The following is a 23433-nucleotide window of genomic DNA, read 5'->3' as shown; positions in this document are numbered from 1 at the left end:
GGTCCGCCCGAGAGGCCGGAGCGAGGCCTACTTGTGCGGGACCCCCGCGATGAGGCCACCGTCGATCACGAACTCGGAGCCCGTCGAGTAGCTCGACTCGTCGCTCGCGAGGAACAGGACGAGCTGCGAGACCTCCTCGGGCTCGGCAGGCCGGCCCAGGGGAATGGGCAGGAAGTCGTGGCTGATCTTCTCGGTCATGGGCGTCTTGATGAAGCCCGGGTGGACCGAGTTGACGCGCACGCCCGAGGGGCCGAGGTCCAGGGCCACGGACTTGGTGAGCCCGCGGACGCCGAACTTCGACGCGACGTATCCGTGCAGGCCTGCGCTGCCGCGCATGCCCTCGACCGAGGAGATGTTGATGATCGACCCGCGCCCGGCCTTGGCCATGATCGGGGCGACGGCGTGGATGCCGAGGAACGTGCCCGTGAGGTTGATGTCGATGATCTTGCGCCACATGTCGGGCGTGAACTCGGTGATGGGGGCGGCGTTCGCGATCCCGGCGTTGTTGACGAGCACGTCGATGCGGCCGAACTTCTCGAGCGTGAACGCGACGGCCGCGTCCCAGTCCTCCTCCTTGGTCACGTCGAGGTGGATGTACGCGGCGTTCTCGCCGAGCTCGGCGGCGAGTGCCTCGCCCTTGGTGTCGTCGAGGTCGGCGATGACGACCTTGCCGCCCTCGGCGACGAGCGCCTTGGCGTGGGTGACGCCCATGCCTCCGGTTCCTCCGGTGACGATGGCGACCTTGTTGAACACGCGGCCCATGGTGGGGCCTCCTTTCGGGTGTGCCCGGGGTCGGGGAGCCCTCGTGGGGTGCCCGACGGCGGAGCGTGCGGTGTGCGGTGAAGCCCGCCTGCGCGGGTGGGGCGCCGGGTCAGTTCGGCGCGGTCCACCAGGGGGCGAGCGAGGTGCGTGCGATCCGGGGGAAGAACTCCGGGTCGCGCGGCACGGGGGTGGCGAGCCACGCCTCGAGGGCCCCGACCGAGCCGAGGCCGACGTAGCACGCGTAGGCGTGGGCGGCCTGCTCGACGTCCGCGGGCGCGGCGTCGTGGGAGACCGGCATGAGATGGGGGTGGCCGACGAGGAACGCGCGCAGCGTCTCGGTGAAGTGCTCGGCGAGCAGCCGGAACAGGGGGGCGCTGAGCCCACCGTCGCGAGCCCGCTCGTAGATGTCGGCGTGCGCGTCGACGTGCCCGGCGACGGACCGGGTGATGGAGTCGACGACCCGTCGGGGGTCCGGGGGCGCGGCGGCGGCCGTGTCCTCGTCCGCCCGGGTCGCGCCCGGGCCGGACCCGCCCTCCTGGGCGGCTCCGCCGTCGGGCGTGACGCCGACCGCCGCGAAGAACTCGTCGCGGATCGCGTCGAGCTCGGTGCGCAGGATGCCCGTGAGGAGCTCGGCCGGGCTGCTCGCGTGGTCGTAGAAGGTCGCGCGGTTGATCCCGGCGCGCGTCGCGACCTGGGAGACGGTGACGTCGTCGATGTCCTGCTCGGTGGCGAGCTCGAGGACCGCGGTCCGCAGTGCTGCGGTCGTGCGTTCGGTGCGGGGGTCCATGTCGCCTCCTCTGTGGGTGCGGGACGGGCCCGCGGAACGTGCTGACACTTCGACAGTACGCCGGGGCAACCATTTTGGCAACGCCTGTCGTTTAGGCGCTCCGAGGAGGGGGAAAGGGCGGAAAGTCGGGCCTGTCGGCCCTGCCTCGCATGGCCGGGACGGCTCGCCGGGCAGCCGTCCGGGCCCGGACCTACCGTGGGATGGTCGGGCGGATCGACCGACCCGCCCTCCCTCCTGCCAAGGGGACGAACATGTCCGGATCGAACCGTGGTGCAGAGTCCGAGGAGCGCGACGTCGTCGCCATGAACCCGTTGTTCTCCCGGCCGGGGGAGGCGACCGAGCTCCCCCGCAACGTCCTGCCGCCGGGGGAGTCCTTCCCCGAGACGGCCTACCAGATCGTCCACGACGAGGCGATGCTCGACGGCAACGCCCGCCTCAACCTCGCGACGTTCGTCGGAACGTGGATGGATCCCTACGCGCAGAGGCTCAACGCCGAGACCGCCGACAAGAACATGATCGACAAGGACGAGTACCCGGCCACGGCCGCGATCGAGACCCGGTGCTGGAAGATCCTCGGCGACCTGTGGAACGCGCCGGACCCGGCGAGCACGATCGGGACGTCGACCATCGGGTCCTCCGAGGCGGCCATGCTGGGCGGCCTCGCGCTCAAGCGGCGCTGGCAGCACGCGCGCCGGGCCGCGGGGAAGTCGACCGAGAAGCCCAACCTGGTCCTGTCGAGCGCGGTCCAGGTCTGCTGGGAGAAGTTCTGCAACTACTGGGACGTCGAGGCCCGCTACGTCCCCATCTCGCTCGAGCACAAGGTGCTCGACGGGTTCGAGCTCGAGAAGTACGTGGACGAGAACACGATCGGCGTCGTCGCGATCCTCGGGGTCACCTACACCGGCGCCTACGAGCCGGTCGAGAAGATCTCGGCCGCCCTCGACGAGATCCAGGCCGCGACGGGACTGGACGTCCCGATCCACGTCGACGGCGCCTCGGGGGCCATGATCGCGCCGTTCCTCCAGCCGGACCTCGTGTGGGACTTCCGGGTCGACCGCGTGGCGTCGATCAACACCTCGGCGCACAAGTACGGGCTCGTGTACCCCGGGCTCGGGTGGGTCGTCTGGCGCGACAAGGCCGCGCTGCCCGAGGACCTCGTCTTCTCGGTGAGCTACCTGGGCGGGGACATGCCCACGTTCGCGCTCAACTTCTCCCGGCCGGGCTCGCAGGTGCTGCTCCAGTACTACCTGTTCCTGCGCCTCGGCTACGACGGCTACTACAAGGTGCAGAAGGCGTCGCAGGACGTCGCGCTCTACCTGTCGGGCGAGATCGCGAAGATGCCGCAGTTCGACCTGTGGAACGACGGGAGCGACATCCCGGTCTTCGCGTGGAGCCTCAAGAAGGGCTACACCGACAAGTGGACGCTCTACCACCTGTCCGAGCGGCTGCGGACGAAGGGATGGCTCCTGCCGTCCTACCCCATGCCCGTGGACCTCGAGGACCTGACGGTCCAGCGCATCGTGGTGCGCAACGGACTGAGCCGCGACCTGGCGGGCAGCCTGCTCGGCGACATCCGCACCGAGATCGCGTTCCTCGACGCCCTCGAGTCGCCCATGCCGGTCGAGGCCGTGAGCAAGGGGTTCCACCACTGAGGTGCGCGCGACCGGCGAGGGGCGGCCCCCGCGGGACGCGAGGTAGAACGCGCTGCGCGATGTAGTGCTCAGCGCGTTCTACCTCGCGCAGCACGTCCTACCTCGTCACCGACGGACGGGCCGGGAGCGGCCGGCCCACCCCACGGGTCAGTCCGCGAAGCGTTCCCCGCGCTCCACGACCCGGCCCGCTCCGCGCCCACCGGCCGCCGCACGGTCCCACGTGTAGACCTCGGTGCCGGTCACGAACACGTTCTCGGCGCGCGACGTCACGTCGAGCGGGTCACCGGACCAGATCACGACGTCGCCGTCGAGCCCGGGGCGCAGCGAGCCGATGCGGTCGTCGAGCCCCAGGAACGCGGCCGGGTTGGTCGTGAGCGCCTGGATCGCGACCTCGGGGTCGAGCCCCTCCTTCACGGCGAGCGACGCCTGGTGCACCAGGAAGTTGATGGGCACCACGGGGTGGTCGGTCGTGATCGCGACGCGCACGCCGGCGCGGGCGAGCGCCCCGAGGCTCGCGATGTCGCGGTTGCGCAGCTCGATCTTGGAGCGCGACGTGAACAGCGGGCCGAAGATGACCGGGACGTCGTGCTCGGCGAGGACGTCGGCCACCGCGGCGCCGTCGGTCCCGTGGTTGATGACGAGCTTGTAGCCGAACTCGTCCGCGAGGCGCAGCGCGGTCGCGATGTCGTCGGCACGGTGCGTGTGCTGGTCCCAGTAGAGCTCGCCCGCGAGCACGCGGCCCAGCGTCTCCTTGGCGAGGTCGCGCTCGAACGGCTCGCCCTTGGCCTGCGCCGCGTCGCGCTTGGCGACGTAGTTCTGGGCGTCGACGAACGCCTTGCGGATGACGTTGGCCACGCCGAGACGCGTCGAGGGGAGCTTCTTCTGGTCGCCGTAGACGCGCTTGGGGTTCTCGCCCAGCGCCGACTTCACCGACACGGCCTCGCGGATGATCTGCTCGTCGACGGTCCGCCCGCCCCAGGTCTTGATCGCGACGGTCTGGCCGCCGATCGGGTTGCCCGAGCCGGGCTTGATGACGGCCGACGTCACGCCGCCCACGAGCGCGTCACGGAAGCCCTCGTCCTCGATGTTGATGGCGTCCAGGGCGCGCAGCGCGGCGCCGTTGGGGTCGGTCATCTCGTTGGTGTCGTTGCCGGCCCAGCCCTCGGCCTCCTCCATGACGCCCATGTGGCCGTGCGACTCGACGAAGCCGGGCAGGACCCAGCGTCCCCCGGCGTCGATCGTGCGGACGCCGTCGGGTACGACGACGTCCTGGCCCACGGCCGTGATGACGCCGTCCTCGACGAGGACGGTCGCGTTCTCCAGGGGTGCGGAGGCGACGGGGACGACGTAGCCGTTCGTGATGGCGATGCTGTTGCGTGTGGTCATGCGCCCTATCCTCTCCCCGACGGGCAGGCTCCGTACCCGGAGACGAGCAGTGCGCCGGGGTCCGGAGGCCGGATCCGACGCCGCGTCATGTCCCGCTAGGGTGGTCTCCGTGCTCACCCAGGTCGCCGGTCCGTTGCGCGTCGCGCGCGCCGGTCTCGTCGCGACCCTGGTGCTGGCCCTCGGGGCGCTCGCGCACCGCGTCGGCGGCGGCACGCTCCCGGACCCGCTGGTCCTCGCGGCCCTGGCCGCGTTCACCATGGCCGGCGCGACGTTCGCGGCCCGCTTCCGCCTGACGTTCCCGCGGCTCGTCGCGGTCCTCGGCACGGGCCAGGTCGCGCTGCACTATGGCCTGGGCTTCGGCGCGGGCGCCACGTGCGCCCCGGTGGCTGGTCCCGCCGCGGGGCACGCGGGGCACGGGGCAGCGGCTCAGGTGTCGGCCTGCGCCGCGGGCACACCCCTCCTGCCCGACGGCGTCGCGCACCTCCCGCACGAGACCCCCGCGGGAGCGTGGATGGTCCTGGCGCACGTGCTCGCGACCTTGGTCGTGGCACTGGTCGTCGCGCACGGCGAGCGAGCGCTCGGCCTGCTGCTGACGTGGCTCGCGCCGCGGACGGCGCTCGCGGACCTGCTGCCCGCGCTGCCCGTCGCGCTCCGGCTCCCGACCCCGGTCGCCGCGCCGTCCCGCGCCGCGACGGTCCACCTGCGGACCCCGACGACGCGCGGACCGCCGCTGCTCGCCCGGCCCGTCGCCCTTCCTTCCTGACCCCTGTCCGCGCTCGCGCGCGGACGATCGACGAGGCCGGCCGCCCCCTTGGGTACCCCCTGCGCGAGCTCGTGCCGCGCCTCATCGAGAGCTTCTTCCACATGTCTTTGCAGACCAACCGGTCCCACCCGTCCACCGCCACCACCGATCGCCGTGCGCGTGCGGCCGCCGTCGTGCGCCCCGCACCCCTCGCCGGTCCGGCCCGCCTCCTGGTCGCTGTCCTCGCCGCCCTCGCGACGCTCGCGGCGACCCTGCTGCTCGGCGTCGCCGGCGCCGTCCCGGCCCAGGCGCACGACCGCATCATCAGCTCCGACCCGGCCGACGGCGCCCAGCTCGCCACGGCCCCCGCAGCGCTGACCATGACGTTCAGCACCGAGCCGCTCGCGGTCGAGCCCCAGGTCGTCGTGACCGACACCGCGGGGACGGTCGTCGCGCAGGGCAGCCCCACGATCGAGGGCACCTCCGCGACGTTCCCGTGGCCCGCCGAGCTGACCGGTGACACGTACACGGTCGCGTGGCGCGTCGTCTCCTCGGACGGTCATCCCATCGAGGGCACGTTCTCGTTCGCGGTCGCGGCGGCTCCCGAGCCCGCCCCGGCCCCGGCGAGCGAGGAGCCCGCGGCCGTGACGCCGTCGGCCACCGAGGACACGACGACCGAGGCGACCACCTCGGCAGTGCCCGAGGAGACCGACGACGAGGGCCGCTCGATCGCGCCGCTGCTCGTCGGGATCGGCGTGCTCGCCGCGGCGGCCGTCGTCGTCGCGGTGCTCATCGTGCGCCGCCGCCAGCAGGACTGACGGACCCCCACCCACTTCCCGGCGACTCGTCGCCCGGGCGCTCCCGCGACCCCGCTGGTCGTGCGTCCCGTCCTGCCCCGGACCGCGCACGACCCGCGCCGCGGGCCGCCCTCGCGCGCCACGACGCCGGGCCTCCTCGAAGGAACCACCATGTCTGCACGCACCACCGCTCCCACGTCCCGCACCTCGGTCCGCCCCCGCCGCACGGCCCTGCTCGGCGCGGCCGTCACGACGCTCGCGCTGCTCGCGGTCGCGGGGTGCTCGGCCTCGGCCGACACCTCGTCGGGCGCGGCCACCCCGAGCACCGCGTCCGGCAGCGCGTCGGAGGGCACGGCAGCCGACCACCTGACCGCGACCGACCCCTGGATCAAGGCGGCCGAGTCCGGCATGACCGCGGCCTTCGCCGTCCTGCACAACGACGGCGACCAGGACGTCACGGTCGTCGGCGCGACCTCCGACCTGTCTCCTGTCCAGATCCACGAGATGGCGACCGACGACTCGGGTGCCATGGTCATGCGCGAGAAGGAGGGCGGGCTGACGATCCCCGCGGGCGGCGAGCACGCGCTCGAGCCCGGCGGCGACCACCTCATGCTCATGGAGCTCTCGTCGCCCGTCGAGCCCGGGGCCGAGTACGAGGTCACGCTCGAGCTGAGCGACGGCTCGACGCTCGTCGTCACGGCCCCGGCCCGCACGTTCGCGGGGGCCAAGGAGGACTACGACGAGGGTCACGAGGGTCACGACATGAGCCACGATGGCTGACCGGGAGCCCCGCCCGGGCCCTGGCGGGCACTCCGACCACGAACCGACGCCGCCCGCGCCCTCCACCTCCCGGGCCAGGGTCTCGCGTCGCGCGTTCCTGGTCGGCGGGGCGGCCGCGGGTGCGGTCGCGGTCGCCGGTGCGGGAGGTGCGTGGGCCGGGAGGGCCACGGCTCCCGCGACGGGAGCGGCGTCGTCGGGCACCGTGACCCCGGCCGCGCTGCACGGCGACCTGCGCGTGCCCTTCCACGGTCCGCGCCAGGCGGGCGTCGAGACGCCTCCCCAGGCGTACCTGACGCTCGTGGCGCTGAACCTCGCCCCCGGCACCGACCGGGACGCGCTGGTACGGCTCATGCGGATCTGGACCGACGACGTCGTGCGCCTCACCCAGGGGCGCCCGGGCCTGACCGACACCGAGCCCGAGCTCGCGGAGGTGCCCGCGCGCCTCACGGTCACGGTGGGCTACGGCCCTGCGGTCTTCACGGCCGCGGGGCTCGACGACCGTCGTCCGGACTGGTTGAGGCCGCTCCCGGCGTTCGCCGTGGACCGGCTCGAGGACCGCTGGAACGACGGCGACCTGGTGCTCCAGGTCTGCGCCGACGACGAGGTCACGGTCTCGCACGCGGTCCGGATGCTGCTCCGCGAGGCGCGCGACCTCGCGTCCGTGCGGTGGCTGCAGAAGGGCTTCCGACGGTCCGTCGGCAGCGAGCCCGCAGGGCGGACCATGCGCAACCTCATGGGGCAGATCGACGGGACGCGGAACGTGGACCTCGTCACGGACGCCCCGCTCGTGTGGTCGGACGGCACGGACGGGTGGCTCGCGGGCGGCACGTCGATGGTCGTGCGGCGCATCCGCATGGAGCTCGACACGTGGGACGAGGTCGACCGCTCCACGCGCGAGGCCGTCATGGGGCGTCGCCTCGCCGACGGAGCACCGCTCACGGGCGCGAGGGAGCACGACGAGCCCGACCTCGAGGCGGTCGGGCCGCACGGCCTGACCGTGATCGGGCCCGCCGCGCACGTGCGGCGGGCCCGGACGAGCGACCCGGCCGAGCGGTTCCTGCGGCGCGCGTACAGCTACGACGACGCGCCCGACGTCGCGACGGACCCGGGCGCGCTCAGCAGCTCGGGCCTGGTGTTCGTGACGTTCCAGGCCGACGTCGACCGGCAGTTCGTGCCGGTCCAGCGGCGTCTCGACGAGGTGGACCTGCTCAACGAGTGGACGACGCCGATCGGTTCGGCGGTCTTCGCGGTCCCGCCGGGCTGCGCCGAGGGCGAGTTCCTGGGGCAGCCGCTGCTGGGCTGAGCGTGGCCGGACGGCCCGTGCGGGGCGCCTCGTGGGCGCTCGGCTCGGGCCGTCCTGCTGCGACCCGTGGCACCCGATGTCAGAATGTGATGCGGGTCACGTCGGCGTTCTGCATCAAACGAGGAGACCCCTCCTCTGAGTGTTGTGAGTGCTCGGTCGTCGATGGGGGTCGTGACGAGCGCGAGGGTCGGAGGCGGCCCGTGGTGTGAGCGCTGCAGGGGGGCGCTCACGCGACGGGCCGCCTCCGGCGCGTCCGGGGCAGTTCCGCGCCGTGAACGTCGAGGTGCCCGATACGCTCCCTGGCGACGGTCGGGACGCACCCGGCCGAGAGCGGGGGAGACCGTCGGTGACAGAGCTCGCTGCCGTCGCGGTCGGCGTCTACGTGGCGTCTCTCCTCGCGGTCGCCGGTGCGTGCGTCGTGCGTGCCGGGCGCAGCGAGGCGGGCACGATCCTGTTGCTCGTCGCCTCTCTCGCGGTCCTGGCCGCCGTAGGGTGCGCCAGGTCCTGGAGCAGGACGGGGACGTGGCAGGGGATGCTCCTGGTCGCGGCCTGGCTCAACGTGTCCCTCCTCGTGGGGACAGGAGGCAGCCCGATGCGCGCCCTGCTCAACAGCGCGGACCTGCGCCGCGCCCGGGGGTTCGGGCGGTGGGGTCGCGCACCGCGGCCGCTCGGTGACACGGACCGCGTCGTGCGTGGCCCGCTCCGCTGGCCGGCGCTGACGCTGTTCCTCGCGGGTGCCGGTGCCGTTCTCCTGCTGCGGCCCGAGTGGGTCGGGATCGCCTGAGAGGCTCCGCGGGCTCGCGCCCGCGACGCTCAGCGCGGCGGCGCCGTGCTGAGGCGCACCGCGAGCTCGGGCAGCACGACCTCGGGCTCGTGCACGGTCGTCGGGTCCGCGATGAGCGCGATCACGTGCTCGACCGCGAGGCGACCGGTCAGGTGGAACGGCTGGCGGACCGTGGTGAGCGGGGGAGCGCAGTACGCCGCGAGCGCGATGTCGTCCATGCCCACGACCGACACGTCCTCGGGCACCCGTCGGCCCATCTCGGTCAGGCCGCGGATCAGCCCGAACGCCATCTCGTCGCTCGCGACGAACACCGCGGTGACCTCGGGCAGGCGGCCCAGGACCAGGCCGTTGCGGTAACCCGACTCGGGGCTCCAGTCCCCGTAGAGGACCGGCGGCTCGGTGCAGCGGGCGTCCTCGAGCGCGGCCCGCCACCCGGCCGTACGTCCGTTGGCGTCGTTCCAGGACGCGGGGCCCGCGAGGTGCCACACGGTCTCGTGGCCCAGCTCGAGGAGGTGCTCGGTCGCGGCGCGGCCGGCCGCGACCTGGTCGACCGCGACGACCTCGGTCGCCGACGACTGCATGCCGTCCACGACGACCGTCGGGGTCCCGTGGATGAGGTCGCCGAGCGACTCGTCGTCGCGCACGGGCACGGCGATGACCAGGCCGTCGACGCCCTGGTCGAGGAGGCGCTCGACGGCCTGCGCGATCGACGCGGGCGAGAGCGAGGCGGTGCTCGCGGTGCTGACGAAGTAGCCGCCGTCGCGGGCCGCGCGCTGCATGCCGAGCATCATGGCGCTGCCCGAGTAGAAGTCGGTCTCGTGCGTGATGACGCCGATGGTCTTGCTGCGCCCGGTCACGAGCGCGCGGGCGAGGCTGTTGCGGCGGTAGCCGGTCTGCTCGACGGCGGCGCGCACCCGGTTGCGGGTGGTCTCGTTGACGTTGGGGTGCCCCGACAGGACGCGCGAGACGGTCTGCGCGGACACGCCGGCGACGCGGGCGACGTCGGCCATGGCGGGGCCGCGGCCTCGCGGGGGAGCGACCGTGGTGGTGCTCTGCGCCGGCTCGGACCGCTCGGACCGTGACGGTGGTTCCACGTGCTCTCCTTCGGGCGTGAGGGCCGGTCGCGGAGCGTCGGGCACCTCGGTGTGCGCGGCCACGGGTGTGCACCGCAGCGTAGTGGACGTCAACACCGCGGGCCTCCCTGGCCCACGTCGCCGTCATCCAACTGTTACCTATGTTGACCATAACAGTCAGAACATGCAGGGAAAAGTGACGGATTCACGCAGACCGAGCATCCACATGTTGCAAGGGTTGTGATCCATATCAACCCTGTGTCAGAGTGTGCCCCACGCAGACCGCGGCGCCGTCGCCGCTCCATCCTCAGCACAGTGTGGTCAGAAGGAGAGTCATGAAGTCATCGATCATCAAGGCAGCCGGGGTCGCGTCGATCCTCACCCTCACCGTGGGCGGCCTGACCGCCTGCTCGTCCGACTCGACGTCCGGCAGCGGCTCGGCCGAGGGCGACGGCAAGGTCAAGGAGGTCGAGGTCTGGACCTGGGCCGCCGGGTACGACGAGGCAGCCAAGGCGTTCAACGCCTCGCACGACGACATCCAGATCAAGTACACGCAGATCGAGCCGGGCAACAAGGGCGGCTACGACAAGGTCCGCAACTCGATCACCGCGGGCAACGCCCCGTGCCTCGCCCAGGTGGGCTACGAGACCCTCCCCAGCTTCGTCGCCGAGGGCAACGTCGTGGACGTGACCGAGTTCGCCTCGGCCGACAAGGGCCTCTACGCCCCCGCGGGCTGGGCCGGCGTCACGGTGGGCGACAAGGTCTACGGAGCTCCGCAGGACCAGGGCCCCATGGTGCTCTTCTACAACAAGACCGTCTTCGAGGCGAACGGCGTGGCCGTGCCGACCACGTGGGACGAGTACCAGGCTGCGGGCGAGCAGCTCAAGGCCGCGGGCGTCAAGCTCACGGGCACCTACGAGGACTACGACTACTCGGGCTTCGCGTGGCAGGCGGGCGCCCCCTGGTACGAGATCAAGGACGGCGCCTGGTCCATCACGCCCGACTCGCCCGAGAACCTCGACGTGGCCGACTACTGGCAGGGCCTGATCGACGCCGACCTGATCGGTGCGGGCATCTGGAGCGACGAGTGGTCCGCGGGCCTCGGTGACGGCTCGATCGCCACGATCGTGGGCGCGGCCTGGTTCTCCGGCATCCTCAAGGACTCCGCGGCGGCCTCGGCCGGCGACTGGGCCGTGGCCGAGCTCCCGCAGTGGGAGGCCGGGGACGCCAAGACCGGCAACGTGGGCGGCAGCCTCTCCGCGGTCCTCAAGGGCTGCGACGACCCCGAGGCCGCCTGGACCGTGGCCAACTGGCTCAGCACGGACCCGGGCTCGGTCGACGCCCTCATCGAGGGCGGCGGCGTCTACCCGGCCTCGCTCGCGGGGCTCGAGTCCGACCTCCTCACCTCGGGTGACGACTACTTCGGCGGCCAGGTCGTCGCCGACGTCTTCAAGACCGCCTCGGGGCAGGTCAACGAGGACTGGGCCTGGGGCCCCGGCGTCTCGACCCTGGTCGGCACGCTCGCCACGGGCATGAAGCAGGCCTACGCCAAGGAGGGCGGCGCGACCGTCGCGACCGCGCTCACGGGCGCCCGCGAGGCGACCGAGTCCGAGCTCAAGCAGCAGGGCATCGCCGTCAACGAGTGACCTGACGGCCCCGCACGACCCGCACGCACGGTGCGGCCCGGCCACGACGGCCGGGTCGCACCGGGCAGCGCGACAGCAGCACCTGAGCAGCACAGCAGCACAGCAGCAGAAGGCCCGACGACGCCACGCACCTCCGAGCACCGGTGCACCTGGGCGCGTGACGTCGTCGGGCACCACGACGCATCCCCCTGAGGAACCCACCATGACCACGAGCCTGACGTCGGCGGCACCGCCGCCGGTGGAGACCAAGCCCACGGCGGCCACGCCGCCCAGGCGGCCGCGCAGCCGGACCAGCCGGTACGCGATCTGGTTCGTCGGACCGTTCGTGGTGCTGTTCGTCGGGATGTACGTCGCACCGATCCTCTTCGCGCTCTACAAGAGCCTGTTCCGGATCCAGCGCGACGCGCTCGGTCTGGGCGGCACGCAGGAGATCTTCGACCCCCTGTTCAACTACGCGTACGCGCTGGGTGACGAGAAGTTCATCAGCTCGATCGGCCGCGTGCTGCTGTTCGGCGTGGTGCAGGTGCCCGTCATGCTGGTCCTCGCGCTCGGGATCGCGCTCCTGATCGACTCGGCCTCGGCCCGGGCCAAGGGCTTCTTCCGGCTCTCGAGCTTCGCGCCCTACGCGGTGCCGACCGTCGTCTCGGCGCTCATGTGGTCGTTCCTGTACTCGCCCACCAACGGCCCGGTCAACCAGGTGCTCGAGGTGTTCGGCATCAGCATCAACTTCCTCAGCCAGGACCTCGCGCTGTGGGCCGTCGCCAACGTCGTGACGTGGGGCTGGACGGGCTACAACATGATCATCATCTACGCCGCGCTCCAGGGGGTCCCGGGCGAGGTGCTCGAGGCCGCCAAGCTCGACGGGGCCTCGCCGTGGCGCACCGCGTGGAGCATCAAGATCCCGCTCGTGCGGCCCGCGATCCTGCTCACCACGATCTTCTCGATCATCGGCTCGGCGCAGCTCTACAACGAGCCGTTCGTGCTCAAGCAGAGCACCGGGGCGATCGACGCGAGCTACACGCCGATCATGGCCGCGCAGGCCTCGCTCCAGTCGGCCAACTACCCGTACGCCGCAGCCCAGTCGGTGCTCCTCGCCGTCGGCGTGGCCGTGCTGTCCGTCCTCTTCTTCCGTCTGACGTCCAGGAGGTCCTCGTGACCACGAGCAGCGTGCCCGTCGTGGCCGAGAAGACCGCGGGCAACCGCCTGCGCCGCAAGCGCTCCGCCCCGAAGGGGACCCCGGACGGCCTGCGCAAGGACTCGATCGAGACCACGGCCACGAGCCGCATCGCGGTCACCGCGGTGCTGGCGCTGACCGCCGTGTACTTCCTGTTCCCCCTGTGGTGGCTGTTCGTCGCGGCGACCAAGGACGCCGGGTTCACGTTCTCGGGCAGCCCGTTGTGGTTCTCGAACTTCGACCTGTTCGGCAACATCGGCGACCTGTTCGCCTACAAGGACGGGATCTTCGCCGTCTGGATGGCGAACTCGGCGCTCTACTCGATCGTCGGTGCGGGGCTCGGGACGCTCATCGCGGTCGCGACCGGCTACGCCCTGGCCAAGTACGAGTTCCGCGGCAAGGGCCTGCTGTTCGGCGTGGTCCTCGGCGCGGTCCTCATCCCCAAGGTGCTGTTCACGCTCCCGCTGTTCCTCATGTTCTCCGCGACGGGCATCGTCAACACCTACTTCGCGGTGCTCCTGCCGAGCATCGTGAGCCCGTTCGGTGTCTACCTGGGTCGCATCTTCGCCGCGAGCTCGGTGCCGGACGAGGTCATCGAGGCCGCGCGTCTCGACGGCGCGAACGAGGGCCGCATCTTCTTCGGGGTCAGCCTCAAGATGATGGCCCCCGCGCTCGTCACGATCTTCCTCTTCCAGTTCGTCGAGATCTGGAACAACTTCCTGCTCCCCTCGCAGGTCCTCATCTCCGAGAACCTGCGCCCCGTCACGGTCGGGCTGGTGAGCTGGAACGCCCTGGTCCAGGCCGGCCAGATCGAGCGGCACATGGTCATCATCGGCGCGTTCGTGGCGGTCGTCCCGCTCATCGTCGCGTTCCTCTCCCTCCAGCGCTTCTGGCGCTCCGGACTTGCAGCGGGGGCTATCAAGTGAGCCAGCACCACCCAGCCGACCGGGCCTCGGGCCCGGCCGGCGGCCGGACCCTGCGCGCCGACGGCGCGATCCGGTCGACCCTGCGCGCCGACGGCGCGACCCTCGTGCGGGACGGTGTGCCGCACCGGATGCTCTCGGGCTCGGTCCACTACTTCCGGGTCCACCCGGACCTGTGGGAGGACCGCCTCCTGCGCCTGCGTGCGATGGGCCTCAACACGGTCGACACCTACGTCCCGTGGAACTGGCACGAGGCCGCGCGCGGCACGTTCGACTTCACGGGGTGGCGCGACGTCGAGCGGTTCGTGCGCCTCGCGGGTGACCTGGGCCTCGACGTCGTGGTGCGCCCCGGGCCGTACATCTGCGCCGAGTGGGACAACGGCGGCCTGCCCGCATGGCTCACCGCAACCCCCGGGATCCGGCTGCGGTGCAGCGACGAGACCTACCTCGACGCTGTCGCGGCCTGGTTCGACGAGCTGCTTCCCCGTCTCGCTGCGCTCCAGGCGAACCGCGGCGGCCCGGTCGTGGCCGTCCAGGTCGAGAACGAGTACGGCAGCTTCGGCGACGACCACGCCTACATGGCGTGGGTCCACGACGCGCTCGTGGAGCGCGGCATCGACGAGCTCCTCTTCACGGCCGACGGCCCCACGGACCTCATGCTCGACGGCGGGACGCTTCCCGGCGTGCTGGCGGCGGCCACGTTCGGCAGCCGCCCCGGGCAGGCGCTCGACAAGCTCACCGCGCGTCGCGGCGAGCAGCCGTTCGTCTGTGCCGAGTTCTGGAACGGCTGGTTCGACCACTGGGGCGACCCGCACCACGTGCGCGGCGCGGACAGCGCCGCGGCCGACGTGCGCGAGCTCCTCGACCTCGGCGGCTCGGTGAGCCTCTACATGGCGCACGGCGGGACGAACTTCGGGCTCACCGCGGGCGCCAACCACGACGGGACCCGCCTGCAGCCGACGGTCACGAGCTACGACTCCGACGCCGCGGTGGCCGAGGACGGCAGCGTGACCCCCAAGTTCTTCGCGCTGCGCAAGGTGCTGTCCGAGCACGCGTCGCACGGGACCCGGATCCCCGAGGACGCCCAGGACGACCGGTGGATCGCGCCGTCGCCCAAGCTCGAAGCACGCACCCTGCCGCCCGTGACCACGCGCCCGCTCCTGCCCGCGCTGCGCGCATCGGGCGCCGCGACGGTCGCTCCGTCGCCGCTGACGTTCGAGCAGCTCGGCCAGAACGCCGGGCTCGTGCTCCACACGGCCACCCCGGTCCTCCCGCCCGGGGACAGCACGCTCTCGGTCCTCGGCCTGCACGACCGGGCGACGGTCTACGTCGACGGCCGCGAGGTCGGCGTCCTCGAGCGCGAGACCTCGCACCTGGGCCTCACGGTCCACGGGCACGGCGTGCCCGTGCGGGTCGAGATCCTCGTGGAGAACCTCGGGCGCATCAACTACGGGCCCCGGCTCGGCGAGCACAAGGGGATCCTGGGCGACGTCCTGGTCGAGCGCCGGATCGTGCACGGCTGGACCTCACGGTCGCTGCCGCTCGACCTGCTGACCGTGGACGGGCTGTGGGCGGCGGGCGAGCCCGACGCCGAGGCCACCCCGAGCGGGCCCCGCGACGCCGTCGGGCCGCAGGGCGTCCTGGCACGGACGACCCTCGACCTCGACGAGCCCGCCGACACCTTCCTGACCCTGCCCGGGTGGACCAAGGGCTTCGTCTGGGTCAACGACGTGCTGCTCGGCCGCTACTGGGAGCGCGGCCCCCAGCACACCCTCTACGTCCCCGCGCCGCTGCTGCGCGCGGGGAGCAACACCGTCACGGTCCTCGAGCTGCACGCGGTCGGTCACGACCTCGAGCTGACGGCCTCGGCCGTCCTGGGTGAGCCCGAGGAGTACGTCGAAGAGCTGTGACGCCCGTCGGTCGGGGGACGGCCGATGAACTGCTATCGAAGGAGATCAGCACATGGTTCGACATTCCCCTGGCCCTCGGGCCGGTTCCCAGCCGGGTGGCGCCTCGCGCCGAGCCCGCAGCCTCGTGGCCCTCGCGACCGCGGTGGTGGTGCCGTTCGCGGCGCTGCCCGCCGCGGCCGCGGCGAGCCACACCCCGGCGAGCAGCGCGACGTCGCTCTCGGCCCTCGGCTTGACGGCCGAGCAGGTCGCGGCGGCGAGCGTCGAGGGCGCGGCCACGCTGCGCTCGGCGCAGCTCGACGTCCAGGTCGCCGCGGACTTCCCGCGCGTCCTGAGCTACACCGACCGCGCGTCGGGCGCCTCGCTCGCGGGCAGCACCGCGACCGTCACGAAGGTGCGCCTCAACGGCACCGACCGCGCGGTCGTGGTCGAGGCGGGCGAGCCCGGTGAGACCAGCCGCGACTACCGCCTGACGTTCCCCGACCTCGCGGGCGTCAGCATCGACACGCGCCTCGAGGTCGAGGGCAGCGCCGTGACGTTCCGTGTCACGGGCGTGACCGACACCGCGGCGTTCCGCGTCGGGACCATCGAGGTCCCGGGGCACGACCTGCTCTCGGTCTCGTCGGCCGACCCGTCGGCCGTGGTCGCCTCGGCCGTCATCAGCCCCGACCGTGGCAAGGTCGGCGACTCCTTCACGTCCGTCACGGGGCAGACCCCCGTCAACGCGAACCCGGTCGGGTCCGCGTACGCGATCGTGAGCACGAGCGCCCTGTCGGCCACGATCGTGACCAACAGCGTCTACGACGAGGCCAACGGCAAGGCCGCCGCGGACGGCAACCGTCTGCAGCGCCAGGCGCGCGCGGCCGACGGCGGTGTGCGCGTGGGCGTCTGGAGCGGCGCGTGGACCTACCGGGCCCAGGGCTCGCCGGTCACCGAGGAGCTGCCGTACGCGACCGTCGTCGTGACGGCCGACGCCAACGCCGACGACAAGGTCGACTGGCAGGACGGCGCGATCGCCTTCCGCGCCACCGCCCCCAAGGCGCTGGGCGCCGACCAGGTCGCCGACCGCGTCGTGACCCACATCCCGTTCAACTTCGCCTCGCAGGCCACGCACCCGTTCCTGCGCACGCTCGACGACGTCAAGCGCATCTCGCTCGCGACCGACGGGCTGGGCCAGATGGCCCTCCTCAAGGGCTACGGCTCCGAGGGGCACGACTCCGCGCACCCCGACTACGGCGGCAACTACAACGAGCGCGCGGGCGGCCTCGAGGACATGAACACGCTGCTCGAGCAGGGTGGTGACTGGAACGCGGACTTCGGTGTCCACATCAACGCGACCGAGGCCTACGCCGAGGCGAACGCCTTCTCGGACGAGCTCGTCGACCCCTCGGCCAAGGGTTGGAACTGGCTCGGCCAGTCGTACTACATCGACCAGCGCCGGGACGTGAACAGCGGTGACCTGGCCGCACGCATCGGCCAGCTCGCCGACGAGACCCAGGGCAACCTCGACCTCCTCTACGTCGACGTCTACTACAACTTCGGCTGGCAGGCGCGCGCCCTCGCGGACGCGGCCCGCGCGAACGACCTCCAGATCGCGACCGAGTGGTCGGACAAGTTCGAGGCCAGCTCGCTGTGGAGCCACTGGTCCGCTGACGAGAACTACGGCGGCGCTGCGAACAAGGGCCTGAACTCCCAGATCGTGCGCTTCATCGACAACGCCGAGAAGGACACCTGGAACCCGCACCCGCTGCTCGGCAACGCGCGGCTCGTCGAGTTCGAGGGCTGGACCGGGCAGACCGACTGGAACGCGTTCTACAAGAACATCTGGACGACCAACGTCCCGACCAAGTTCCTCCAGCACCAGGAGATCGTGCGCTGGGGCACCGACCGGATCGACTTCACGGGTGACGTCTCGGCGCGCGGCACGACCGCGGCCGACCGGCAGATCCTCGTCGGGGACGCCGTCGTCGCCCAGGGCGGCACCTACCTCCTGCCGTGGAACGCGTCCGACGCCCCCGGGCTCGAGGGCGAGGCCGCCGAGGGCAGCAAGCTCTACCACTACAACCCGGCCGGCGGCTCGACCACGTGGACGCTCACGGACGAGTTCTCCGGGGCCACGAGCCTGACCGTGTACAAGCTCACGACGACGGGCCGCGAGAAGGTCGCGGACGTCCCGGTCACGGGCGGCAAGGTCACGGTCGAGGCGACCGCGGGCCAGCCCTACGTGCTGTACCCGCAGGGAGTCACGACGCCCACGGCCGACGACGTCGCGTGGGGAACCGCGAGCGGCATCGTCGACCCCGGCTTCAACGCCGCGACGCTCGACGCGTACGAGACGACCGGCACCACGGGGATCGAGACGCTGTCCAACGGGCAGCGCGTCGCGACGCTCGGTGCGGGCGCCTCGTCGCTGAGCCAGCAGCTCGGTGAGCTCTCGACCGGGACCTACGCCGTGAGCGCGTGGGTCGAGGTCCAGCCCGGGAAGTCCCGCTCGACCACCCTGTCGGTCTCGGGCGAGGGCGTCGCGCAGACCGCGAGCACCGTCGTCGAGCGCTCGACCGCGAAGAACCTGGTCGCGGCCGACGAGAAGAACAACCGCTACTACCAGCGCGTCCAGGTGCTCGTCGACGTCACGGGCCCTGCCCGTCCGACGCTGACGGTCGCCGCCTCGGCGGGCGACGCCGTCGTGCGGGTCGACGACCTGCGCGTCGTGAGCGCCACGCGCTCGGTAGCCCCGGCCGTCGAGGGCGAGACCGGCACGGTCGTCGCGTTCGAGGACTTCGAGAACGTGCCCCAGGGCTGGGGACCGTTCGTCAAGGGCGACGCGGGCGGCGTGACCGACCCGCGCACGCACATCGCCAAGCGCAACGCCCCGTACACGCAGGCCGGCTGGAACGGCAAGTTCGTCGACGACGCGCTGTCCGGAGACTGGTCGCTCAAGGCGCACGAGGAGAACAAGGGCCTCGTCTACCGCACGGTGCCCAGCACCGTGAAGCTCGAGGCCGGGCGCCAGTACCGCGTGACCTTCGACTACCAGTCGGGCAACGGCGGCGAGTACCAGTGGGTCACGGGCTACGACTCGGTCGCGAGCGGCGCCCCGGCGTCGGTCGAGACCCACGCGACCCCGCTGGGTCAGCAGCGCACGACCGCGACGTTCTCCGAGGACGTCGTGGCGAGCGGCTGCGGTGACACCTGGGTGGGGCTGCGCAAGCTCACGGCGGGCGGCAACCAGTCCGACCTGATCCTCGACGACTTCCGCGTCGTGGACCTGGGCCCGGCCGAGGCCACCCCGGCCTGCGCGTCGCTGACCGTGTCCCCGGGACCGGTCGCGTTCGAGCCCGACGTCGCGAGCACCGTCACGACGCGCCTCACGGTCCACGAGCCCGTGGCCGTCGCCGACGTCGCCGTGACGCTCGACGTGCCCGAGGGCTGGGAGGTCGAGGCGACCAACGCCTCGACCGCGGCGACGCTCCCGGCCGGCGGCGTCCTGACCACGACGTGGAAGGTCACCCCGCACGGCAAGATCACCGCCGACGCCTACACGCTCACCTCGGGCGGAACGTACACGACCACGACTGCGCCCGTCGGCAAGCGGTCGGTCGAGGCCGGCCAGTCGGTGTGGGTCGTCGTGCCGCCGAACGGTGGCGAGAACTGGGTCAGCGACCTGCCGTTCGTCTCGACGACCAACGGGTGGGGACCGGTCGAGCGCGACCTGTCCAACGGCGAGCAGGGCGAGAAGGACGGCAAGCCGCTCACGCTGCGCGGCGTCGTCCACGAGAAGGGCCTCGGCACGCACGCGAGCTCGTCCGTGCGGGTCTTCCTCGCGGCGCAGTGCGACGCGTTCACGGCGACGGTGGGCGTCGACGACGTCCAGGGCACCAAGGGCACGGTGCAGTTCAAGGTCGTGGGTGACGGCACCCAGCTCGCCCAGACCGAGGTGCTCAAGGGCGGCGGCAAGACCGTCGACCTGAACGTCCCGGTCACCGGCGTCCGCTACCTCGACCTGATCGTGGCCGACGGTGGCGACGGCAACGGCAACGACCACGCCGACTGGGGCTCCGCCAAGGTGTCCTGCGCCGACCCGGTCGAGCCCGAGCCCGAGCTCGAGGTCACCACGACGGCCAAGGCCCAGTGCACGGCCTCGCGCGTCCAGCTCGCGGTCCGCGCGGTCAACGAGGAGGACTTCCCGGTCGACGTGAAGATCACCACGCCGTTCGGCACCAAGACCTTCCAGCAGGTCCAGCCGGGCAAGAGCGCCAGCCAGACGTTCGCGACCCGCAAGGACGCGATCGAGGCGGGCACGGCGACCGTGACCGCGACCGCCACGGTCGACGGCAAGGAGGTCACGACCACGATCGAGAGCGAGTACGCGGCCACGAGCTGCGGCTAGCCCGCGAGGCGTCCGCCGGGGGTGCTCCCGGCGGACGGTCGGCGCACGGCGTGAGCCGCGCGTCGAGCACCACGAGCAAGGCCCCGGGACCCATGACGGCTCCCGGGGCCTTCCTCGTCGTCAGACCGCGTCGGTGCGCGCGCCGAGCCAGGGTGCGAGCACGTCCTCGCGACCGAGCCAGCGCAGCCCGCCGTCGGCGACCTCGTCGCGCGTCGCGAGGATCTCGGCGAACGCCGCGAGCAGCTCGTCGCGGTCGTCGGCCGAGTCGGACGCGCCCGTGAGGACGAGCCGGGTCCGGGGCGCGAGGTCCTCCCACGTCCCGATCTCGCCGATGCTCAGCTGGCCGCCCGCGCCGTCCCAGGCGCACATCGAGTCGGGCCGGTTGGGCACCCAGAACACGCCGCGGCTGCGCAGCCGCCCGGTCCCGAGGCGCCGGACCTGGTGCAGGAGCCGCTCGGGGTCGAACGGCAGGTCGGAGGCCAGGTCGAGCGTCCAGGTCCCCGTCTCCTCGTCCTGCCCGACGACGGCGCGCACCCCGAGCGGGTGCCCGCGCCGCTCGGCGCGGGCCGCGTCGTGCGTCGCGGAGGACAGGTCCGCGAAGCGCAGCCCGTCGAGGCCGTCGAGGCGGGTCGAGTCGTCTGCCCGGAGCCTGTCGACGAGCCCGGACCCGGTGCGTGAACCCGCGCGTCGCCTGTCCTGCGCCGCGCGGTCCGCCGCGGGTGCTCCCGGGTGGGAGGCGCCGTCGGGCAGGGCGCGTCGGGTGGGCGTGCCGGGACCGTCCAGGGCCAGGTCCGGCACGCCCGTCGTGACCACGAGGTCGGCGTACTCGACCTGGGCCGCGAGCACCTCGCCGACCGAACGGTGGTCGGCGGCAGCGAGGGCGAGGCCGCGCTCCTCGAGCAGGTCGTCGTCGAGGAGGTCGGTCTCGACCGCGGCGAGGTCGACGACCGTGAGGACCGTGGCGAGCCGCAGCCCGTCGAGCGCGCCGCCGGGCGTTGTCGCGCCGCCCAGGGCGCGTGCGACCGGCAGCGGCTCGGCCGAGACGGGCAGGGCGAGGAGCACCTGGTCCCAGCGCCCGTCGCGCGCGAGGTCGCGCAGCGTGGGGATCGCGTCCTCGCGGACCGCGCACGACAGGCACGCGTGCTCGAGGTCGACGAGCGTGTCCTCGACGACCCCGGTCGCGTCCACGACGAGGCGGCGCAGGGTCCCGTCCTCGGCCCGGATGTCGTGGCGCAGGACGACCGACCGCGGGGTGTCGGTCACGAGCCCGAAGACCGTGGTGTCGCGCAGCACCGGGTCGATCGTGGCGAGCACGCTGAGCGGGACGCGGCCCGGTGAGGCCGCGCTGCGGCTCGCTGCCGTGCCGGGGGCACCGGGAATATCTGCGGGCATCTGGACGCTCCACCTCTACAGAGAACGGTTCTCATCAGTCGAGAGCATACCTCTTGACGAGAATGGTTCTCATTAAGTATTCTCGGGTCCCACGACCCACCGAAGGGAAGCTCATGTCCGCCGTCTGCCAGGTGCTCGGCACCTCGCCGGGGTTCGGCCGCTCGATCTCGCACTCGCACGTGCGGACCAGGCGACGCTTCGACCCCAACATCCAGCACAAGCGCTACTGGGTGCCGTCACTGGGCCGGCATGTCAGGCTGAGAGTGAGCGCCCAGGGGATCAGGACGATCGACCGTCGAGGGATCGACGCGGTCGTCGCACGCATCATCGCTCGAGGGGAGAAGGTCTGATGGCTGCACGCACCGAGCTGCGACCCGTGGTCAGGCTGCGCTCGACCGCAGGGACCGGGTACACGTACGTGACCCGCAAGAACCGCCGGAACGACCCGGACCGGCTGACCCTGCTCAAGTACGACCCGGTCGCCCGGGCACACGTCGCGTTCCGCGAGGAACGGTAAGGGGAGCCGCATGGCCAAGAAGTCCAAGATCGCGCGCAACGAGCAGCGCGAGGTGATCGTCGCCCGGTACGCCGAGCGGCGCGCCGAGCTCAAGAAGATCATCGCGTCGCCCAGCGCCTCGGAGGCGGAGAAGGAGGCCGCCGCGACCGAGCTGCGCAAGCAGCCGCGCGACGCGAGCGCGACCCGCCTGCGCAACCGCGACGTGGTCGACGGTCGTCCGCGCGCGTACAACCGGCGCTTCGGCCTCTCCCGCATCAGGCTGCGCGACATGGCGCACCGCGGAGAGCTGCCGGGCGTCACCAAGTCCAGCTGGTAGTCGACACCCGTCGAGAGCCCAGCAGTCGAGAGTCGTAGAGGAGCACCCATGAAGAAGGACATCCACCCCGAGTACGGACCGGTCGTGTTCCGCGACATCTCGGCCGACTTCGCGTTCCTGACGCGGTCGACGCTCGCGGGGACCAGCGCATCGGGTCCGGGCCGCCCGGACAAGACGATCGTGTGGACGGACGGCAACACCTACCCGGTCGTCGACGTCGACATCTCGAGCGCGAGCCACCCGTTCTACACGGGCACCGCGCGCGTCGTGGACACCGCAGGGCGGGTCGAGAAGTTCCGTCAGCGTTACGGCAAGGGCGCCACGGGAGGCGCCGCGAAGAGCGACGGTCGCTGAGTCGTCGTCCGGCACGGCCGGCGTCCTCGGCAGGGCGTCGTGACCGTGGTCGGGAGAGCCGCTCACCCTGCGGGGTGGGCGGCTCTCGGCGTGCCGGGGGCTGCCGGGCGGTGCTGATCGAGGGTGCGGAGGGCCTCGTCGGACGCCGCGCTCGTGTGCGGATCTTGTGCGCAGGGGCCGTCGTGGAGGCGTCGGGGGCGTTCAGTGGGTCACATCTGGGGCAAAACAGGCAAGATTCCGCGCTCAGAGAAACGCGGTCGGCGCGGAAACGCGCGCAAACCCCCGTAGATTCCTTAGTGTTGTCCACGAAGTCCCGCCTCACGGCTGGCAAACTGAGACCTCAACGTCGCGCGGTGCCCACCGCGAGGCGTGAACCGATGAAGGGATCCGCATGTCGCTCAACAAGTCTGAGCTCGTCTCGGCCATCGCCGAGAAGTCCGGCCTCAAGAAGGCCGACGCTGAGAACGCCCTCAACGCGTTCCAGGAAGTCCTCGTCGAGTCGCTCGCCAACGGCGAGGCCGTCAAGGTCACCGGTCTGCTCTCGGTCGAGCGCGTCGAGCGTGCCGCTCGCACGGGCCGCAACCCCCGCACCGGCGAGGAGATCCAGATCCCCGCAGGCTTCGGTGTCAAGATCAGCGCAGGCAGCCTCCTGAAGAAGGCCGTCACCAAGTGATCCCCGCGGCGCGCTGAGGCGTGCCGCACCGCGGGGCCGCGCCCCGCACCATCCACACAGGCCCGGGTGCCCGAC

General features: G+C 72.1%; 21 protein-coding genes. 16 read left to right on the top strand and 5 right to left on the bottom strand.

The window, feature by feature from the left end:
* Positions 1–27: 27 nt before the first annotated feature.
* Together ACFWFR_RS06145 and ACFWFR_RS06140 are read right to left on the bottom strand one after the other, a co-directional pair.
* The gene (locus ACFWFR_RS06145) at positions 28–762 is read right to left on the bottom strand and encodes a glucose 1-dehydrogenase (RefSeq protein WP_191805397.1); all 735 of its coding nucleotides are present in this window, start codon (positions 760–762) and stop codon (positions 28–30) included.
* Positions 763–871: 109 nt separating this feature from the next.
* Positions 872–1549 carry a TetR/AcrR family transcriptional regulator gene (locus ACFWFR_RS06140; protein ID WP_377621847.1) on the bottom strand — a complete coding sequence of 226 codons (678 nt, stop codon included), beginning with the start codon at positions 1547–1549 and terminating at the stop codon, positions 872–874.
* Between the two features lie 251 nt (positions 1550–1800).
* Between ACFWFR_RS06140 and ACFWFR_RS06135 the strand changes: the two genes are divergently transcribed.
* Positions 1801–3201: a glutamate decarboxylase gene (locus ACFWFR_RS06135; protein WP_191805395.1), complete on the top strand. Its 1401-nt coding sequence runs from the start codon at positions 1801–1803 to the stop codon at positions 3199–3201.
* A gap of 147 nt (positions 3202–3348) precedes the next feature.
* On the opposite strand, the gene ACFWFR_RS06130 is transcribed toward ACFWFR_RS06135, so the two are convergent.
* Complete coding sequence (locus ACFWFR_RS06130; RefSeq protein WP_377621845.1) at positions 3349–4587, bottom strand: amidohydrolase; 1239 nt, start codon at positions 4585–4587, stop codon at positions 3349–3351.
* A gap of 109 nt (positions 4588–4696) precedes the next feature.
* Here ACFWFR_RS06130 and ACFWFR_RS06125 point away from each other — a divergent pair, with 109 nt between their 5' ends.
* The 5 genes from ACFWFR_RS06125 (at position 4697) to ACFWFR_RS06105 (ending at position 8993) form a co-directional block, all read left to right on the top strand.
* Positions 4697–5350, top strand: coding sequence for a hypothetical protein (locus tag ACFWFR_RS06125; protein WP_377621843.1), 654 nt, complete (start codon positions 4697–4699; stop codon positions 5348–5350).
* 101 nt (positions 5351–5451) lie between these two features.
* On the top strand, positions 5452–6147 hold the full coding sequence (locus ACFWFR_RS06120; RefSeq protein WP_377621841.1) for a copper resistance protein CopC: 696 nt from the start codon (positions 5452–5454) through the stop codon (positions 6145–6147).
* 150 nt (positions 6148–6297) lie between these two features.
* Positions 6298–6906: a copper chaperone PCu(A)C gene (locus ACFWFR_RS06115; protein ID WP_377621839.1), complete on the top strand. Its 609-nt coding sequence runs from the start codon at positions 6298–6300 to the stop codon at positions 6904–6906.
* A complete protein-coding gene (locus tag ACFWFR_RS06110) occupies positions 6899–8209 on the top strand; it encodes a Dyp-type peroxidase (RefSeq protein ID WP_377621837.1) in 1311 nt (436 codons plus the stop codon). Before ACFWFR_RS06115 ends, ACFWFR_RS06110 begins: the two co-directional genes overlap by 8 nt.
* 346 nt (positions 8210–8555) lie before the next feature.
* Positions 8556–8993: a hypothetical protein gene (locus ACFWFR_RS06105; protein ID WP_377621835.1), complete on the top strand. Its 438-nt coding sequence runs from the start codon at positions 8556–8558 to the stop codon at positions 8991–8993.
* 29 nt (positions 8994–9022) lie between these two features.
* Here ACFWFR_RS06105 and ACFWFR_RS06100 read toward each other — a convergent pair whose 3' ends face one another.
* Positions 9023–10087 carry a LacI family DNA-binding transcriptional regulator gene (locus tag ACFWFR_RS06100; protein ID WP_377615365.1) on the bottom strand — a complete coding sequence of 355 codons (1065 nt, stop codon included), beginning with the start codon at positions 10085–10087 and terminating at the stop codon, positions 9023–9025.
* 314 nt (positions 10088–10401) lie between these two features.
* Here ACFWFR_RS06100 and ACFWFR_RS06095 point away from each other — a divergent pair, with 314 nt between their 5' ends.
* The 5 genes from ACFWFR_RS06095 to ACFWFR_RS06075 all read left to right on the top strand — a co-directional run bounded on the left by ACFWFR_RS06095 (position 10402) and on the right by ACFWFR_RS06075 (position 20106).
* Entirely contained in the window at positions 10402–11712 is a 1311-nt protein-coding gene (locus ACFWFR_RS06095; RefSeq protein ID WP_191805387.1) for an ABC transporter substrate-binding protein, read from the top strand.
* A 202-nt stretch (positions 11713–11914) separates the two neighbouring features.
* Entirely contained in the window at positions 11915–12868 is a 954-nt protein-coding gene (locus ACFWFR_RS06090; RefSeq protein ID WP_377621833.1) for a carbohydrate ABC transporter permease, read from the top strand.
* Positions 12865–13812, top strand: a complete 948-nt coding sequence (locus ACFWFR_RS06085) for a carbohydrate ABC transporter permease (protein WP_318244634.1) — start codon at positions 12865–12867, stop codon at positions 13810–13812. The genes ACFWFR_RS06090 and ACFWFR_RS06085 overlap by 4 nt, the downstream gene beginning before the upstream one ends.
* Complete coding sequence (locus ACFWFR_RS06080; protein ID WP_377621831.1) at positions 13809–15719, top strand: glycoside hydrolase family 35 protein; 1911 nt, start codon at positions 13809–13811, stop codon at positions 15717–15719. The genes ACFWFR_RS06085 and ACFWFR_RS06080 overlap by 4 nt, the downstream gene beginning before the upstream one ends.
* A gap of 52 nt (positions 15720–15771) precedes the next feature.
* Positions 15772–20106 carry an endo-alpha-N-acetylgalactosaminidase family protein gene (locus tag ACFWFR_RS06075; RefSeq protein WP_377621829.1) on the top strand — a complete coding sequence of 1445 codons (4335 nt, stop codon included), beginning with the start codon at positions 15772–15774 and terminating at the stop codon, positions 20104–20106.
* Positions 20107–20226: 120 nt separating this feature from the next.
* On the opposite strand, the gene ACFWFR_RS06070 is transcribed toward ACFWFR_RS06075, so the two are convergent.
* On the bottom strand, positions 20227–21498 hold the full coding sequence (locus tag ACFWFR_RS06070; protein ID WP_377621827.1) for a CobW family GTP-binding protein: 1272 nt from the start codon (positions 21496–21498) through the stop codon (positions 20227–20229).
* A gap of 113 nt (positions 21499–21611) precedes the next feature.
* Here ACFWFR_RS06070 and rpmB point away from each other — a divergent pair, with 113 nt between their 5' ends.
* The 5 genes from rpmB to ACFWFR_RS06045 all read left to right on the top strand — a co-directional run bounded on the left by rpmB (position 21612) and on the right by ACFWFR_RS06045 (position 23358).
* Positions 21612–21848 carry a 50S ribosomal protein L28 gene (gene rpmB, locus ACFWFR_RS06065; protein ID WP_056644422.1) on the top strand — a complete coding sequence of 79 codons (237 nt, stop codon included), beginning with the start codon at positions 21612–21614 and terminating at the stop codon, positions 21846–21848.
* Positions 21848–22015, top strand: a complete 168-nt coding sequence (gene rpmG / locus ACFWFR_RS06060) for a 50S ribosomal protein L33 (RefSeq protein ID WP_056761099.1) — start codon at positions 21848–21850, stop codon at positions 22013–22015. The genes rpmB and rpmG overlap by 1 nt, the downstream gene beginning before the upstream one ends.
* A 10-nt stretch (positions 22016–22025) precedes the next feature.
* Positions 22026–22331, top strand: coding sequence for a 30S ribosomal protein S14 (gene rpsN, locus ACFWFR_RS06055; RefSeq protein ID WP_377615359.1), 306 nt, complete (start codon positions 22026–22028; stop codon positions 22329–22331).
* Between the two features lie 48 nt (positions 22332–22379).
* On the top strand, positions 22380–22685 hold the full coding sequence (locus tag ACFWFR_RS06050) for a type B 50S ribosomal protein L31 (RefSeq protein ID WP_191805382.1): 306 nt from the start codon (positions 22380–22382) through the stop codon (positions 22683–22685).
* Positions 22686–23076: 391 nt separating this feature from the next.
* On the top strand, positions 23077–23358 hold the full coding sequence (locus ACFWFR_RS06045; protein ID WP_191805381.1) for an HU family DNA-binding protein: 282 nt from the start codon (positions 23077–23079) through the stop codon (positions 23356–23358).
* The last annotated feature ends 75 nt before the right edge of the window (positions 23359–23433 follow it).

The organism is Oerskovia sp. NPDC060287, assembly GCF_042726775.1.
GTDB classification, from domain to species: Bacteria; Actinomycetota; Actinomycetes; order Actinomycetales; family Cellulomonadaceae; genus Oerskovia; species Oerskovia merdavium.
Note: the sequence above shows the minus strand (reverse complement) of the source record. Positions and strands in the feature narration are given on the sequence as shown.

Excerpts from the sequence above, each read along its gene's own strand:
- ACFWFR_RS06045 (WP_191805381.1), top strand. The coding sequence starts at position 23,077 with ATGTCGCTCAACAAGTCTGAGCTCGTCTCGGCCATCGCCGAGAAGTCC.
- ACFWFR_RS06130 (WP_377621845.1), bottom strand. The coding sequence starts at position 4,587 with ATGACCACACGCAACAGCATCGCCATCACGAACGGCTACGTCGTCCCC.
- ACFWFR_RS06075 (WP_377621829.1), top strand. The coding sequence starts at position 15,772 with ATGGTTCGACATTCCCCTGGCCCTCGGGCCGGTTCCCAGCCGGGTGGC.
- ACFWFR_RS06140 (WP_377621847.1), bottom strand. The coding sequence starts at position 1,549 with ATGGACCCCCGCACCGAACGCACGACCGCAGCACTGCGGACCGCGGTC.
- ACFWFR_RS06090 (WP_377621833.1), top strand. The coding sequence starts at position 11,915 with ATGACCACGAGCCTGACGTCGGCGGCACCGCCGCCGGTGGAGACCAAG.
- rpmB (WP_056644422.1), top strand. The coding sequence starts at position 21,612 with ATGTCCGCCGTCTGCCAGGTGCTCGGCACCTCGCCGGGGTTCGGCCGC.
- ACFWFR_RS06050 (WP_191805382.1), top strand. The coding sequence starts at position 22,380 with ATGAAGAAGGACATCCACCCCGAGTACGGACCGGTCGTGTTCCGCGAC.
- ACFWFR_RS06120 (WP_377621841.1), top strand. The coding sequence starts at position 5,452 with ATGTCTTTGCAGACCAACCGGTCCCACCCGTCCACCGCCACCACCGAT.
- rpmG (WP_056761099.1), top strand. The coding sequence starts at position 21,848 with ATGGCTGCACGCACCGAGCTGCGACCCGTGGTCAGGCTGCGCTCGACC.
- rpsN (WP_377615359.1), top strand. The coding sequence starts at position 22,026 with ATGGCCAAGAAGTCCAAGATCGCGCGCAACGAGCAGCGCGAGGTGATC.
- ACFWFR_RS06145 (WP_191805397.1), bottom strand. The coding sequence starts at position 762 with ATGGGCCGCGTGTTCAACAAGGTCGCCATCGTCACCGGAGGAACCGGA.
- ACFWFR_RS06115 (WP_377621839.1), top strand. The coding sequence starts at position 6,298 with ATGTCTGCACGCACCACCGCTCCCACGTCCCGCACCTCGGTCCGCCCC.
- ACFWFR_RS06095 (WP_191805387.1), top strand. The coding sequence starts at position 10,402 with ATGAAGTCATCGATCATCAAGGCAGCCGGGGTCGCGTCGATCCTCACC.
- ACFWFR_RS06110 (WP_377621837.1), top strand. The coding sequence starts at position 6,899 with ATGGCTGACCGGGAGCCCCGCCCGGGCCCTGGCGGGCACTCCGACCAC.
- ACFWFR_RS06070 (WP_377621827.1), bottom strand. The coding sequence starts at position 21,498 with ATGCCCGCAGATATTCCCGGTGCCCCCGGCACGGCAGCGAGCCGCAGC.
- ACFWFR_RS06135 (WP_191805395.1), top strand. The coding sequence starts at position 1,801 with ATGTCCGGATCGAACCGTGGTGCAGAGTCCGAGGAGCGCGACGTCGTC.